Here is a 14,194-nt window from a genome sequence, read left to right on the forward strand (position 1 = left end):
GGCATGGACACCGAAACGCCGTTCGACAGCCTCATCGTGGCGGCCGGCGCGCAGCAGTCCTACTTCGGCCACGACGAGTACGCCGCCTTCGCGCCCGGCATGAAAAGCATCGACGACGCGCTCGAGCTACGCGGCCGCATCCTCGGAGCCTTCGAGGCCGCCGAGGTGGCCACCGACCCGGCCGAGCGGAAACGGCGCCTGACCTTCGTCGTGGTCGGGGCCGGCCCCACCGGCGTCGAGTTGGCGGGTGAGATCGTCCAGCTCGCCGAGCGCACCCTGGCGGGCGCGTTCCGCACGATCACCCCCAGCGAGTGTCGCGTCATCCTGCTCGACGCCGCGCCCGCCGTGTTACCGCCGATGGGTCCCAAGCTGGGCCTCAAAGCGCAACGGCGACTGGAGAAGATGGACGTCGAGGTGCAGCTCAACGCCATGGTGACCGCCGTCGACTACATGGGCATCACCGTCAAGGACTCCGACGGCGGCGAGCGTCGCATCGAGTGCGCGTGCAAGGTGTGGGCGGCCGGCGTGCAGGCCAGCTCGCTGGGCGCGATGCTCGCCGAACAATCCGACGGCACCGAGACCGACCGCGCCGGCAGAGTCATCGTCGAGCCCGATCTCACCGTCAAGGGGCACCCGTACGTCTTCGTCGTCGGCGACCTGATGTTGGTGCCCGGGGTGCCGGGGATGGCGCAGGGCGCCATCCAGGGCGCCAAGTACGCCGCCGCGCTCATCAAGCAGGCCGTCAAGGGTCAGGACGACCCGGCCACGCGCAAGCCGTTCAAGTATCTGAACAAGGGCAGCATGGCGCTGATCTCGCGCTACAGCGCCGTCGCCCAGGTCGGCAAGGTCGAATTCGCCGGCTTCATCGCCTGGCTGGCGTGGTTGGTGCTGCACCTGTACTACCTCATCGGCCACCGCAACCGGATCGCGGCGATGTTCGCCTGGGGCATCTCGTTTCTGGGGCGCAGCCGCGGTCAGATGGCGATCACCAGCCAGATGATCTACGCCCGGCCGCTGGTGAACTGGGTCGAGCAGCAGGCCGCGGAGGGCGCCCTGGCGGCGGCCGAACGCGCCGAGGCGGCCGAGCAGAAGGCGGCCGGCTAGCCCAAAGCCTGATCGATGTCGGCGATCAGGTCGTCGGTGCCCTCCAGCCCGACCGAGATGCGCACCACGCCGTCGCCGAGCCCGATCGCCGCGCGGCCCTCCGGACCCATCGCGCGGTGCGTGGTGGTCGCCGGGTGCGTGACAAGGGATTTGGCGTCGCCGAGGTTGTTGGAGATGTCGATCAGCGCCAGCTTGTCCAACAGCTCGAAGGCGCGTTGCTTGGCCGCGCCCTGCGGGCAGTCGAGCTCGAAGGTGATCACCGTGCCGCCGCCGGACATCTGCCGCTTGGCCAGGTCGAACTGCGGGTGCGAGGCCAGATACGGGTAGCGAACCCACCGCACGGCGGGGTGGTCCTGTAGGAATTCCGCGATCCTCAGGGCCGACGCGTTGCTGTGCGCGACCCGAACCGCCAGCGTCTCAAGGCCCTTCAACAGCACCCAGGCGTTGAAGGCGCTGAGCGCGGGCCCGGTGTGCCGCATCAGCTTTTGCACCGGGCCGTCGATGTAGTCCCTGTCGCCGAGGATCGCGCCGCCCAGCACCCGGCCCTGGCCGTCGATGTGTTTGGTGCCCGAATAGACCACGACGTCCACCCCGAGCGGCAGCCCCTGCTGCAGCAGCGGCGTGGCGAAGACGTTGTCCAGCACGACCTTTGCGCCCGCGGAGTGGGCGAGTTCGCACACCGCGGCGATGTCGACCAGCGACTGCATCGGGTTGGACGGCGTCTCGAAGAATACCGCCGTGGTGGGTACGGACAGCGCCTGTTCCCACTGGTCCAGGTCGTCGCCGTCGACGAAAACCGTCTCGACACCCCAGCGCGGCAGGATCTCGTTGCACACCACGAAGCACGACCCGAACAGGCTGCGCGAGGCGACCAGCCGGTCCCCGGCCCCCAGCAGCGCGCCCAGCGACGTGAACACCGCCGCCATGCCGCTCGCCGTCGCGAAGGCCGCCGGCGCCCCCTCGATGAGCCGCAGCCGCTCCTCGAACATCGTCACCGTCGGGTTGCCGTATCGCGAGTACACGAAGTGATCCAGCTCGCCGGTGAACGACTGCTCGGCGACCGCCGCCGACTCGTAGACGTAGCCCGACGTCAGGAACAGTCCCTCGGCGGTCTCCTCGAACCCCGAGCGCAGCAGCCCGCCGCGCACCCCGAGGGTGGCCTGGCTGACGCCGTCGGGCAACGCCTTGGGCGTGCGGACCGACTCGGTCATGACCGCGTCATCCCTGCCGCCAAGGCAAACCGATTGCCTTCCAACCGGTTTCGCCCCGGTGGCCCTGGGCGTTGAGCTGGCCTTCGAACCCGTCCAGCACGTTGTAGGCCGGGGTGATGCCCGCCTGGGTCGCGACCTCGGCGGCACCGATCGAGCGGTTTCCCGAGCGACACAAAAACACCACCGGCCGCTCCTCACCGGCGGGCGCGTCCGCGACCTGCTCGCGCAGCTCGTCGGCGAAACGCTCGTTGTGCCTGCCGTCGGAGGTGTTCCATTCGATGAACACCGCGTCGCGCCCGAGGCTGGACAGGTCGGGAACGCCCACGAAACGCCACTCCGCGTCCGTGCGGACGTCCACCAGTACCGCGTTCGGGTTGTCGCTGAGCAGCTTCCATGCGTCAAGGGGAGAGATGTCGCCCGCGTAGGAGCCTGCGTGACCTGTGCTCATGCTCGTATGACCTCGTTCGTAGTCGATTCTTCGTCGGCGCCGTCGTCGACAACGAAGGATCCTGTGCTCACGGGAGGCGATCAGCCCCCGCGGGCCACCACCACCGCTGCGCGATGCCTGACCTGCGATCGTAGCGAGGCCGCGCCCCTGTTTGGCCGGTGGGTTCAGGCCGGTGGGTGACGATCGGCCAGCTGGTGGGCGACCTCCCCGGCGCGCTCGCGCGCGGCCGCGACGTCCGGGGCGGTGGCCAGCGCCTGATACGCCCGGCCCGACACCAGCACGTCGCTCTCCGGCACGTCGAGCGCCCGGGACAGCGCGGCGGCGCTCGCCGCCGCGGTCGGCGTCACCGCGCGGGCGGCCGCCGGCGAGACCATCACGGTGTCCACCGGCAGGCCCAAGATGGCGCGGGCCTGCAGCTCGAAGGCGGACAGCCGCTGACCACGCAGCGTCACCCAGGCGCTGTCGCGCGGGCGGGCGGAGACGTCGGCGAAATACACCTCGTCGCCGTTGACCATCAGCTCGACGCCGAACACGCCGGTGCCCCCGAGCGCCTTGACGATACGGGCGGCGATCGACCTGGCGGCGTCCGTCGCGGCCTCGCTCAACTTCTGCGGCTGCCAGGATTCCGACACACCCGCGCCCGGGTCGCGATGGCCGATCGGTGAACAGAACTCGATCGACGGACCGCTGGGGCCCTCGACGCGCACCGCCAGCAGCGTGACATAGTGCTCCACCTCGACCACCGACTCGGCCAGCGCGCGGTGCTGCCCGCCGCTGACCGCGCGTTGCCACGCGGGGCCGACGTCGTCGCGGCCCGTGACCACCGACTGGCCCCGCCCGAGCGGGCCGCTGACCGGCTTGACCACCAAGGGGTAGCCGGCGTGGGCGCCGACGGCCTCCAGCTCACCCGCCGACCCGACGGTCCAAAACGGCGCGGTCGGCAACCCCAGCTCGTCGGCGGCCAGCCGGCGCAGGCCCTCGCGGTCGGCGGCCAGCCGCACCGCACGCGCGCCGGGCACCACCTCGGGCCGGTGGCCGCCGGGCCCCGACGCCACCGCGTCCAGGGCGTCGCCGGCGACGGTGTCGCTCGCGGCAACGACCACGTCAGGGCGCAGCCGCTGCACGACCTTCGAGACGTCGGCGGGGTCGGCCAGCGCGATGATCACCGACTGGTCGGCCACCCCGTGCGCGGGCGCGTGCGGGTACTCCTCGGCGACGATCACCCGCGCGCCGAGGCGCCCCAGGGCGATCGCCAACTCGCGGGCCAGCTCGTCGGCGCCCAACAGCAGCACCGACCGTCGGGAATCGGCGTCACCGGCGGGAGCGGCGAGCACCGCGGTCGGGTCGTCTTGTCCTTCGGTTCCGCCGTCAGTCACGGCTCAAGGATAGGTCGGGCGCCGACGGGTCACGGCTGGCCGGGAAGCAGCCGCACCATCAGGCCGTTGGCCTCGGCCAGCACGGCGTCGTCGCCGTCGACCAACTCCGCGGACACGAACGCCTTTCGACCCTCGATGCGGGTGACCCGCCCCCGCACCGCCAGCGGGGTGTCGATCGGCGTGACCTTGCGGTAGTCGACATGCAGGAAGGCGGTCCGGCTGATCGGCCGATTCGCGGCGTGCGAGACCATGCCGAACATGTGGTCGAACAGCAGCGGCAACACCCCGCCGTGCACCGCGTGGTTGCCGCCCACGTGGAAGCGGCTGAATCGGCCCGTCATCTCGACACCGTCGGGCTGGTAGCGCGTCAACACCCACGGCGGCAGCAGCAGGCTGCCCATGCCGGGCAGGTCGGGCGCCCGCCCCGCCGGCGCCTGCCCCTCGTCGGCCTCGAACGGGCTCAGCAGCTCCACCAGGGCCGCGGCCCGGTCCGCCGCGTCGTCCCACACGTCGTCGCCCGGGTCGGCGCATACGGCGAGGTCCTGCAGCCGGCGCATGGTCTCGACGAACCGGGCGAAGCCCGGGCCGGGGGTGACCGGGCCGTATTCCGGGAAGCCGCCGTGGCGTTGGTATTCCGGGTCCAGCTCGCGCGCGTCCGGCTGGGCGTCGGTCACGGGCGGGCCGCCAGGATGTCGCGACGCACGATGGTCTGGTCGCGCCCCGGGCCGACGCCGATGCAGGACATGTGCGCCCCGGCAAGCTCTTCGAGCCGCAGAACGTAGTCGCGCGCCTTCGCCGGCAGGTCGTCGAACTCGCGCGCCGCGGAGATGTCCTCCCACCAGCCGGGCAGTTCTTCATAGATCGGCTCGGCGCGGTGCAGGTCGCTCTGCGTCATCGGCATGTCGTGAATCTGCTGGCCGTCGATGCGGTACCCGACGCACACCGGCACGGTCTCCAGGCTGGACAGCACGTCGAGCTTGGTCAGGAAGAAGTCGGTGATGCCGTTGACCCTGGTGGCGTAGCGGGCGATGACGGCGTCGAACCAGCCGCAGCGGCGGCGCCGCCCGGTGGTGACCCCGAACTCGCCGCCCGTCTTGGACAGGTACTCGCCGTTCTCGTCGAACAGCTCGGTGGGGAACGGGCCGGACCCCACCCGGGTGGTGTAGGCCTTGAGAATGCCCAGCACGGTGGTGATGCGGGTGGGCCCGATGCCCGAGCCCACCGCCGCGCCGCCCGCGGTCGGATTGGACGACGTCACGTACGGATAGGTGCCGTGGTCGACGTCGAGCAGGGTGCCTTGGGAGCCCTCCAGCAAGACGGTCTCCCCCGCGTCGAGGGCGTTGTTGAGCAGCAACCGGGCGTCGGCGATGCGGTGCTTGAATCCCTCGGCCTGTTCCAGCAGCGCCTCGACGATCTGCTGCGGGTCCAGCGCCTTGCGGTTGTAGACCTTCACCAGGATCTGGTTCTTCAGCTCGAGCGCGGCCTCGATCTTGTGAGTCAGCACCTCGTGGTCGAGCACGTCGGCGACCCGGATGCCGATGCGGGCGATCTTGTCCTGGTAGCACGGGCCGATGCCCCGGCCGGTGGTCCCGATCTTCTTGTTGCCCATGTAGCGCTCGGTGACCTTGTCGATGGCCACGTGGTAGGGCAACAGCAGGTGTGCGTCGGCCGAGATCAGCAGCTTGGAGGTGTCGACGCCGCGATCCTCGAGGCCCTTGAGCTCGTCGAGCAGCACCCCGGGGTCGACCACCACGCCGTTGCCGATGACATTGGTGACGCCGGGCGTCAACACGCCGGACGGGATGAGGTGCAGGGCGAAGTTCTCGCCGGTGGGCAGGACGACGGTGTGCCCGGCATTGTTGCCGCCCTGATAGCGCACCACCCACTGCACACGCTCGCCGAGCAGGTCAGTGGCCTTACCTTTGCCCTCGTCGCCCCATTGGGCGCCGATGAGGACGATTGCCGGCATGACACGCTCCAACCTGATCTCGCCTGCGTATTGTGGTCCAGCCGGGGACCCACCTTAGCCTGTGACGATGCGGGCGGCTCGCGGCCCGCTGAGGAACCAGGCATTTCGACTCAAGCCCGAAGCCCGCGAGGAGCGCATGGATAGCGCCGCGAACACGGCCCAGGTGACGGTGTTGTTGTTCGGCGCGACGCGCGCGCCCGCCACGCTGCGTGACCTGCCCGCCGTGCGCGTCGACGGAACTCTCGACCTGGCCGGCGACCTGGCGCCGCACTCGCGGGTCGTCGTGGTGGGGGCCGACGCCGACCTGGCCGCGGTGCTGACCGGGCTGCTGCGCGCCGACCGGTTGGACGTCGAGGTGGCCTACGTGCCCCGCCGTCGCACGCGGGCGACCCGGGTGTACCGCCTGCCCGCGGGGCGACGCGCGGCGCGGCGCGCCAGGCGCGGCGCCGCGCACCGGGTGACGTTGCTGCGCGACGAGACCGGGTCGGTGGTCGTCGGGCGGGCCGGCTGGTACCCGCCAGAACGGGGCCTCGCCGTGCACGGCGAGGCCGTCGTCGACGACACCACGCTGTTCGACGGCGAGGTGGCCGCCGTGCACGTCGAACCGACGCCGGCGAACCCCGGGCTGCGGGCCCGCGTGCGCGGGCGCCGCTGGACCGCCGGGCGCGCGGCCCAGTTGGGCAGCACCGGCGTCAGCGTGGTGCGCGACGGCGTCCCGGCCGCGCGGCCGGTGCGCCGGTCGACGTTCTACCGCCACGTCGAAGGCTGGCTGCTGGTCCGATAGTTTCGACCGGTGCGAAAGCCTTCCGGGCGCGAATCGGTGCGACCCAGCCCCCTGTTTTTGGCCATCCTCGGCGTGACGGCGCTCGGCGGCGTGCTCGCGTGGCTGGCCGGGTCCGCCGAGCGTCCCCTCGCCTACGTCGGGGTGTTCACCTTCGTGATCGCCGGCTGGGTGGTATCGCTGTGCCTGCACGAGTTCGGGCACGCCGTGACCGCCTGGCGGTTCGGCGACCGAGACGCGGCGGTGCGCGGCTACCTCACGCTGGACCCGCGCCGCTACAGCCATCCGGCGCTGTCGCTGCTGTTGCCGTTGGTGATCATCGCGCTCGGCGGCATCGGTTTGCCGGGCGCCGCGGTGTACGTGCGGACCTGGTTCATGACGCCCGCACGCCGCACGCTGGTCGCCCTGGCCGGCCCCGCGGCCAACCTCGCGCTCGCGGTGCTGCTGCTGGCGTTGACCCGGTTGCTGTTCAACCCGCACCACCTGGTGCTCTGGTCCGCGGTCGCGTTCCTGGGCTTCCTTCAGCTCACCGCGCTGTTGCTGAACCTGCTGCCGATCCCGGGCCTGGACGGCTACGACGCCCTGGAACCGCACCTGAGCCCCGAGACGCAGCGGGCCGTGGCGCCGGCCAAGCAGTGGGGCTTTTTCATCCTGCTCTTCCTGCTGCTGCCGCTGGCGGCCAACCAATGGTTCTTCGGCGTCGTGCTGTCGCTGTTCGACCTGTCCGGCGTGCCGCACCAGCTGGTCGGCTGGGGCAACGCGCTGACCCGCTTCTGGAGCCGCTGGTTCTAACGCTTGCCATATATGCGATTATCCGCATATATTGCTGGCCATGGGCGCCGGGCACAACCACACCCCCGCCGGGACGGACTCCTCCCGGCTGATCCCCCGCATGATCCTGGCCGCGGCGATACTCGCGGCGTTCTTCGTCGTGGAGCTGGTCACGTCGCTGCTGATCAACTCGATCGCCTTGCTGGCCGACGCCGGCCACATGCTCACCGACGTCGTCGCGGTGTTCATGGGGCTGGCCGCCGTCATGCTGGCCCGACGGGGCAGCACGTCACCCGCGCGGACGTACGGGTGGCACCGCGCCGAGGTGTTCACCGCGGTCGCCAACGCCGCGTTGCTGGTCGGGGTGGCCCTGTTCATCCTCTACGAGGCCATCGAACGGCTCAGCGACGCGCCGCCGATCCCCGGCGTCCCGATGATCGTGGTGGCGCTGGCCGGCCTGGCCGCCAACTTCGCGGTGGCGCTGCTATTGCGGTCACAGTCGTCGGGCAGCCTGGCGGTCAAGGGCGCCTACATGGAGGTCGTCGCCGACACCGTCGGCAGCCTGGGCGTGCTGATCGCCGGCATCGTCACCGTGACCACGCACTGGCCCTACGCCGACGTGGTGGTGGCCGTGCTGGTCGCGCTGTGGGTGCTGCCCCGGGCCATCGCGCTGGCCCGCGACACGCTGCGGATCCTGTCGGAGTCGTCGCCCACCCACATCGACGTCGAGGAGCTGCGGACCGCGCTGGGCGCCGTCGACGGCGTCACCGAGGTCCACGACCTCCACGTCTGGACGCTCGCGCCCGGCAAGGACATGTGCACCGCGCACCTGACCAGCTCGGCGGACTCGGCGCGGGTGCTGAACGACGCCCGCGCGGTGCTGTCGGCCCGCGGGCTCGACCACGCCACCGTGCAGATCGAAGGGCCGGGCGGAGCCGACTGCGCTGAGACCTTTTAGGACCTTCTAGGACCTTCTCAGACCCTGCTAGCCGTCCAACCCCAGCGCGGCGCGGGCGGTGGGGTCGCAGTCGTCGAGCAGATCCAGGCAGCGCGCGTACTCCGGCGCCTCCCCGATCGAGTCGGCGGCGCGCGCCAGCGCCGCCACGCAGCGCAAGAAGCCGCGGTTGGGCTCGTGCGCGTAGGGCACCGGGCCGAAGCCCTTCCAGCCGTTCCTGCGCAACTGGTCCAGGCCCCGGTGGTAGCCCGTGCGGGCGTAGGCGTAGGCCGTGATGGCCTGGTCGTCGGCCAGCGCCTGCTCGGCGAGCGCGGCCCAGGCCACCGACGCCGCCGGATGCGCGGCGGCGACGATGCCCGGTTTCTCGCCGGCGAGCAGTTCGGCCTCGGCGTCGAAATCGCCGGGCAGCAGGATCGGGTCGGGTCCTAGGAGATCTCCCATCGGCGTCATAGCTCTATTTTGCAGTTCGCGGTTTCGTGGCCGGCGCCGCACCTCTCCCTCACCCCATCGCGGGGTATTCGTCGCTAAGCTCTGCAACTACCGCACTCCTAGGAGGACAGCAGCCGTGGATCCGCGCGAGTCCCGGAACAAACCGGGCGACGAGTGGGCCTATGACGCCGGTGCGCCCGGCGACGTGTCCAGCGAAGACGTCACCGAGAACGTTCCGCTGATACCCCGCGATGCCGAGACCGAGACCGTGGTGATCAACCAGGGCGAGCCCCAAGGCGGCCCCGACGACACGTCGGACCCCGCGCACGAGCGCCGCTTCACCGCGCCCGGATTCGACGCCAAAGAGACCACGGTCATCGCCACCACACCGGAGCCCGCCACCGAGGTGTTCGCCACTCCGCCGCACGGCCAGCTCGGCGCCCCGCAGAAAGCCGCTGTGCCACAGTCGATCCCGCCGCGCTTCGGCGAGCGGCTGCGGCCGCCCAAGCAGTTCAACTGGGGCTGGGTGCTGGCGCTGGTCGTCATCGTGCTGGCGCTGGCGGCGATCGCCATCCTGGGCACCGTGCTGCTGACCCGGGGCAAGCACGCGAAGGCTTCCCAGGAAGACCTGGTCAAGCACACCATCTCGGACTTCGACACCGCCATCCAGCGCGGCGACCTCACCACGCTGCGCACCATCACCTGCGGGACCACCCGCGATGGTTACGCCGATTACGACGAGCACTCGTGGCAGGAATCGTATGGCCGCGTCTCGGCGGCCAAGCAGTACCCGGTGATCGCCAGCATCGACCAGGTGGTCATCAACGGCCAGCACGCCGAGGCCAACGTCACGACGTTCATGGCCTACGACCCACAGGTGCGCTCGACCCGCAGCCTCGACCTGCAGTACCGCGACGACCAGTGGAAGATCTGCCAGTCGCCCAGCGGCTGACCGACCGCGTAACCGGTCGGCGGCTCACCCCGAGCCGGTATGTTGAACGACCATGAGCACCGCCGTGACGGCCCTGCCCAACATCCTCGACCCGATGACCTGGATTGGTCCCCAGGGCTATTTCGCGTCGGCGGTGCTGCCGACGATCCTGGTCATCGTCTTCGTCGAGACGGGGCTGCTGTTCCCGCTGCTGCCCGGCGAGTCACTGCTGTTCACCGGCGGGCTGCTGGCCGCCAAGGGCACGCTCGACATCTGGGTGTTGGCCCCGGCCGTCGCCATCGTCGCGATCCTGGGCGACCAGACCGGGTACTTCATCGGCCGCCGGATCGGGCCGGCGCTGTTCAAGAAGGAAGACTCCCGCTTCTTCAAGAAGCACTACGTCACCGACTCGCACGCCTTCTTCGAGAAGTACGGCGCATGGGCGATCATCCTGGCCCGCTTCCTGCCGTTCGTACGGACCTTCACCCCGGTGATCGCCGGGGTCTCCTACATGCGTTACCCCGTCTACCTAGCATTCGACATCGTCGGCGGCGTGCTGTGGGGCGGCGGCGTGACGCTGATCGGGTACAACCTGGGCAACGTGCCGTTCGTTCACCAGAACCTGGAAAAGATCATCCTGGTGATCCTGTTCGTGTCGATGATCCCGGCGTTCGTCGCGGCCTGGCGGGGTTATCGCGGCCGCCGGTCCAAAACCGTTGAGCAGAGCCCCGATTCAGCGCACCCCGGCCCGACGGTACGCAACGAAGGCGTCTAGCAGTTCCGGTCGGTCGATCGAACTGATCTGCACTGCCTCGCTGGGCGCGGCGCCCAGCAGGATGCGCTTGATCGGGATCTCCAGCCGCTTGCCGGTCAGGGTCCGCGGGATGGCGGGCACCACCAGGATGTCGTCGGGCACGTGCCGCGGTGAGGCGTGCGCGCGGATCGCCGCGACGATGCTCGAGCGCAGCGCGTCGTCGAACTCCACCCCATCCGCGAGGGACACGAACAACGGCATCCAATACCCGCCGTCGCCCTGCTCGACGCCCACCACCAGGCAGTCGTCCACCTCGGGCAGGCCCTCGACCGCCCCGTAAATCTCGGCGCTGCCCATCCGGACGCCCAGCCGGTTCAGGGTGGCGTCCGAGCGGCCGTGCACCACAACGGATCCCCGCTCGGTGATGGTGATCCAGTCGCCGTGGCACCACACGCCCGGGTACCTGTCGAAGTACGCGGCGCGATAGCGGCTGCCGTCGTCGTCGTTCCAGAAGAACACCGGCATCGAGGGCATCGGCTTGGTCAGCACCAGTTCGCCCTCTTCACCGATCACGGGTCGTTGCGGTCCCACCCACGACTCGATGGCCGCGCCCAGGCAGATACACGACAACTCGCCGGCCACCACCGGCATGATTGCGCAGCCGCCGAGGAAGGCGGTGCAGACATCGGTGCCGCCGCTCATCGAGATCACCGGCACCGACCGGCCCAGGCCCTCCTGCACCCAGCGGAACCCGGAGGCGGGCAGCGGGGACCCGGTGGACCCCACCGCGCGCAGCGCGTCCAGCGGGTAGGTCGCGCCCGGCTTCAGGTCCTCCTTAGCGCAGGCCAGCAGGTAACCGGCGCCGGCGCCCAGCACGTTGACGCCGGTCTCGGCGGCCACCCGCCACAGCCCGTCGGTCCTCAGGTGCGTGGGGCTGCCGTCGTACAACACGATGGTGGTGTCCACCAGCAGCCCGGACACCAGCAGGTTCCACATCATCCAGCTGGTCGACGAGTACCACAGGAAGCGGTCGCCGGCGTGCAGATCCAGTTGCAGGCTCAAGTATTTCAGGTGCTCTAGCAGGGCGCCGCCGTGCCCGTGCACGATGCCCTTGGGCTTGCCGGTGGTGCCGGAGGAGAACATCACCCACAGCGGGTGCGCGAACGGGACGGCCGCGACCTCCAGGGCCGCGTCGTTGTCGATCGCGGCCGCCCACGCCACGGTGTCACCGTCGTGATCCAGCCCCAGCCGCGGCACCACCACGGTGACCCGCAGGGTCGGCATGCCGCGGCGGATGGTGTCCAGCTCCGCGCGGCGGTCGATGCGCTTGCCGCCGTACACCGAGCCGTCGCTGGCCACCAGCACGGCCGGTTCCACCTGGCCCAGCCGGGCGATCACGCCGTCGACCGAGACGTCCTGGTTGCACACCGCCCACACCGCGCCCACCGCCGCGGTGGCCAGGGCGGCGACGACCGCCTCGCCGATGTTGGGTAGGTAACCCACGACGCGGTCGCCGGGCCGCAACCCGAGGCCGCGCAGGTAGGCGGCGAACGCGGCGGTTTCGGCCTGCAGCCGCGCCCACGACCACTCGGTGGTGCCGTCCTCGCCGGCGGCGATGAGGGCGGGGCGCTGGTCGGTCGCGTGCCGGAACACCTCGCCGGCGTAATTCAGGGTGGCGCCGGGGAACCACTCGGCTCCCGGCATGGCGCGGTTGCCGAGCACGGCGCTCGGCGGGGTGGCGGCCTGGACGTCGAAGTAGTGCCAGACGGCGTCCCAGAACCAGTCGATGTCGTCGACGGACTTGCGGAGCAAGTCGGGATAGCCGTCGTAGTGACCGCGCCCGGTCTCGGCCAGCCAGGCCAAGAAGTGGGTGAGGTTGGCCTGGTCGAGCGTCGCGTCGTCGGGAATCCAGCTGCCGGGCTCGGTCATCGGCGGCTCATTCCTGGTGCGGGGCGGCGTCGTTGCCTGCAGTCACGGCGGTGACGTTACAGGCGGCCTCCATCAGCATCCAGCCCGACAGCTGCACCGACAGGTCCCGCTCGGGGATCTCCGATCCGCTTACCGCGCCCTCGATGAACTCCCCCTCTTTGCCGGCGGCGGTGGGCAGTTGCGCGTCGCGATCCCAGAACGGTCCGAACACCGGCAGGCCGTCGACCGTCTGCCGGTGGTCCCATGCCGCCTTGGCACTGGCCAGCACCAGCCGGCGCGCGGTGTCGCGGGCGACGGCGTCGTCGGCCGAGTCGCCGGGCAAGGTGGTGGCGACGAGTGCCAGGTAGCGGGCCGTGATGCCGGAGAACAGCCCGCCGTCACCACCGCCGGCGCCGGTCAGGACGCCCGCGGGCGCCATGTGTTCGGCGACGGCCGCGACCAGGCGGTGCACCCGGGCGCCGTGGCGGGCCCGGACCTCGGCGCCGGTGCGGGCGGCGAGTTCGGTCTCCAGCCCGAGCACCACGCCCTGGCAGTAGGTGTACTGCGCACGCACCAGCGAGCCGTCCTTGATGCCGTCGAACACCAGGTGTGTGTCGGGATCGATCAGCGTGCTGTCGATCCAATCCGCCATCTGCCCGGCCCGTCTCAGGTGGTCACCGTAGCGGGCGAGGAAGATCCCCGCCGGCCCGTTGGCCGGGGCGTTGAAGAAATTCCCCGGCTTGCGCCACGGGATGCCGCCGCCGTCTTGCGGCGCCCACGCGCCGACGAATTGGCCGGCGAGCTTGGTGAGCGCACCCGGGCGTTGCACGTCGGCGATGCGTGCGGCGCGTTCCAGCGCCAGCGCGAGCCAAGCCATGTCGTCGTAGTAGTTGTTGGTCCAGGAGAGGTTGTTACGCAGCCGGTGCGAGCGGATCTGCCGGGTGATCCGGGCCCGCCTTTCGGCCTGCGGGTCGCGCCGCTGCGCGTCGACCAGGCAGTCCAGCAGGTGCGCCTGCCACCAGTAGTGCCAGGTGCCGAACAGCCGGTCGCGCCGGGTCGGCGGCCAGCCCACCACGCCGAGCTGGGTCGCGGGCAAACCCCACAGCCGCTTCAGGTGTCGTTGCGCCACAGCGGCTTCGGCGCTGGCCGCGCGGTTGGCCCAGAGCTGATCCATAGCTGTCGATCCTGCCCCATCGGGGGTCCGGGATCACCAGGCCCGTGACAGGTCGGCGTGCTGGCGTACCCAGGCGTGCATGGCGATCCCGGCGGCGACGCCGGCGTTGATGCTGCGCGTCGAGCCGAATTGGGCGATCGACACGGTCAGCGCCGCGCCGGCGCGGGTGTCGTCGGTGATGCCGGGCCCCTCCTGGCCGAACACCAGCAGGCACTCGCGCGGCAGCGCGGCCTGCTCCAGCCGCGCCGCCCCCGGGACGTTGTCGACGGCCACCGCGGTCAGGCCCGCCGCCGCGGCGAAGTCGAGCAGCTCGGCGGTGCTGTCGTGGTGGCACAACCGCTGGTACCGGTCGGTCACCATGGCGCCGCGACGGTTCCAGCGCC

At 70.7% G+C, this 14,194-nt stretch carries 15 protein-coding genes; 6 read left to right on the forward strand and 9 right to left on the reverse strand.

Annotated elements, in window-relative coordinates; translation table 11 throughout:
* Positions 1-1,104 (forward strand): NAD(P)/FAD-dependent oxidoreductase (locus A5714_RS03710; protein WP_068282876.1); only part of this gene is annotated, 1,104 nt, incomplete at its 5' end.
* Here the strand turns inward: A5714_RS03710 and A5714_RS03715 are convergent.
* From A5714_RS03715 to A5714_RS03735, 5 genes are all read right to left on the reverse strand, one after another.
* Entirely contained in the window at positions 1,101-2,315 is a 1,215-nt protein-coding gene (locus A5714_RS03715) for an O-succinylhomoserine sulfhydrylase (protein ID WP_068282880.1), read from the reverse strand. The genes A5714_RS03710 and A5714_RS03715 overlap by 4 nt on opposite strands.
* Before the next feature lie 7 nt (positions 2,316-2,322).
* On the reverse strand, positions 2,323-2,763 hold the full coding sequence (locus A5714_RS03720) for a rhodanese-like domain-containing protein (RefSeq protein WP_068070935.1): 441 nt from the start codon (positions 2,761-2,763) through the stop codon (positions 2,323-2,325).
* Positions 2,764-2,927: 164 nt separating this feature from the next.
* Positions 2,928-4,139: a formate-dependent phosphoribosylglycinamide formyltransferase gene (gene purT, locus A5714_RS03725; RefSeq protein WP_068282883.1), complete on the reverse strand. Its 1,212-nt coding sequence runs from the start codon at positions 4,137-4,139 to the stop codon at positions 2,928-2,930.
* A gap of 29 nt (positions 4,140-4,168) precedes the next feature.
* Positions 4,169-4,813, reverse strand: coding sequence for a PaaI family thioesterase (locus A5714_RS03730; protein WP_068282885.1), 645 nt, complete (start codon positions 4,811-4,813; stop codon positions 4,169-4,171).
* The gene (locus A5714_RS03735) at positions 4,810-6,108 is read right to left on the reverse strand and encodes an adenylosuccinate synthase (RefSeq protein WP_068282888.1); all 1,299 of its coding nucleotides are present in this window, start codon (positions 6,106-6,108) and stop codon (positions 4,810-4,812) included. Before A5714_RS03735 ends, A5714_RS03730 begins: the two co-directional genes overlap by 4 nt.
* Before the next feature lie 136 nt (positions 6,109-6,244).
* On the opposite strand from A5714_RS03735, the gene A5714_RS03740 reads away from it, so the two are divergent.
* The 3 genes from A5714_RS03740 to A5714_RS03750 are packed head-to-tail and all read left to right on the forward strand — an operon-like array spanning position 6,245 to position 8,618.
* On the forward strand, positions 6,245-6,892 hold the full coding sequence (locus A5714_RS03740) for a peptidase M50 (RefSeq protein ID WP_068282894.1): 648 nt from the start codon (positions 6,245-6,247) through the stop codon (positions 6,890-6,892).
* Between the two features lie 9 nt (positions 6,893-6,901).
* The gene (locus A5714_RS03745) at positions 6,902-7,681 is read left to right on the forward strand and encodes a site-2 protease family protein (protein WP_068070926.1); all 780 of its coding nucleotides are present in this window, start codon (positions 6,902-6,904) and stop codon (positions 7,679-7,681) included.
* Positions 7,682-7,721: 40 nt separating this feature from the next.
* Positions 7,722-8,618 carry a cation diffusion facilitator family transporter gene (locus A5714_RS03750; RefSeq protein ID WP_068282896.1) on the forward strand — a complete coding sequence of 299 codons (897 nt, stop codon included), beginning with the start codon at positions 7,722-7,724 and terminating at the stop codon, positions 8,616-8,618.
* Positions 8,619-8,645: 27 nt separating this feature from the next.
* Here A5714_RS03750 and A5714_RS03755 read toward each other — a convergent pair whose 3' ends face one another.
* A complete protein-coding gene (locus A5714_RS03755) occupies positions 8,646-9,065 on the reverse strand; it encodes a DUF3151 domain-containing protein (RefSeq protein ID WP_068070922.1) in 420 nt (139 codons plus the stop codon).
* A gap of 115 nt (positions 9,066-9,180) precedes the next feature.
* On the opposite strand from A5714_RS03755, the gene A5714_RS03760 reads away from it, so the two are divergent.
* Both A5714_RS03760 and A5714_RS03765 read left to right on the forward strand, forming a co-directional pair.
* The gene (locus A5714_RS03760; protein ID WP_068070920.1) at positions 9,181-9,996 is read left to right on the forward strand and encodes a hypothetical protein; all 816 of its coding nucleotides are present in this window, start codon (positions 9,181-9,183) and stop codon (positions 9,994-9,996) included.
* 52 nt (positions 9,997-10,048) lie between these two features.
* Complete coding sequence (locus A5714_RS03765; protein WP_068282899.1) at positions 10,049-10,750, forward strand: DedA family protein; 702 nt, start codon at positions 10,049-10,051, stop codon at positions 10,748-10,750.
* Here the strand turns inward: A5714_RS03765 and A5714_RS03770 are convergent.
* The 3 genes from A5714_RS03770 to A5714_RS03780 form a co-directional block, all read right to left on the reverse strand.
* Positions 10,709-12,658: an acetoacetate--CoA ligase gene (locus tag A5714_RS03770; RefSeq protein WP_068282902.1), complete on the reverse strand. Its 1,950-nt coding sequence runs from the start codon at positions 12,656-12,658 to the stop codon at positions 10,709-10,711. The two genes, A5714_RS03765 and A5714_RS03770, sit on opposite strands and share 42 nt — an antisense overlap.
* A 7-nt stretch (positions 12,659-12,665) precedes the next feature.
* A complete protein-coding gene (locus A5714_RS03775) occupies positions 12,666-13,811 on the reverse strand; it encodes a glycoside hydrolase family 76 protein (protein WP_068282904.1) in 1,146 nt (381 codons plus the stop codon).
* A 33-nt stretch (positions 13,812-13,844) separates the two neighbouring features.
* A partial coding sequence (locus A5714_RS03780) for a TrmH family RNA methyltransferase (protein ID WP_304528500.1) occupies positions 13,845-14,194 on the reverse strand: 350 nt, incomplete at its 5' end.

The sequence above is a fragment of the Mycobacterium sp. E2462 genome (assembly GCF_001672685.1).
Taxonomy (GTDB): Bacteria; Actinomycetota; Actinomycetes; order Mycobacteriales; family Mycobacteriaceae; genus Mycobacterium.

Bases quoted from the DNA above. Each gene is read 5' to 3' on its own strand.
- A5714_RS03750 (WP_068282896.1), top strand. From the start codon at position 7,722: ATGGGCGCCGGGCACAACCACACCCCCGCCGGGACGGACTCCTCCCGG.
- A5714_RS03775 (WP_068282904.1), bottom strand. From the start codon at position 13,811: ATGGATCAGCTCTGGGCCAACCGCGCGGCCAGCGCCGAAGCCGCTGTG.
- A5714_RS03715 (WP_068282880.1), bottom strand. From the start codon at position 2,315: ATGACCGAGTCGGTCCGCACGCCCAAGGCGTTGCCCGACGGCGTCAGC.
- A5714_RS03720 (WP_068070935.1), bottom strand. From the start codon at position 2,763: ATGAGCACAGGTCACGCAGGCTCCTACGCGGGCGACATCTCTCCCCTT.
- A5714_RS03770 (WP_068282902.1), bottom strand. From the start codon at position 12,658: ATGACCGAGCCCGGCAGCTGGATTCCCGACGACGCGACGCTCGACCAG.
- A5714_RS03755 (WP_068070922.1), bottom strand. From the start codon at position 9,065: ATGACGCCGATGGGAGATCTCCTAGGACCCGACCCGATCCTGCTGCCC.
- A5714_RS03740 (WP_068282894.1), top strand. From the start codon at position 6,245: ATGGATAGCGCCGCGAACACGGCCCAGGTGACGGTGTTGTTGTTCGGC.
- A5714_RS03765 (WP_068282899.1), top strand. From the start codon at position 10,049: ATGAGCACCGCCGTGACGGCCCTGCCCAACATCCTCGACCCGATGACC.
- A5714_RS03735 (WP_068282888.1), bottom strand. From the start codon at position 6,108: ATGCCGGCAATCGTCCTCATCGGCGCCCAATGGGGCGACGAGGGCAAA.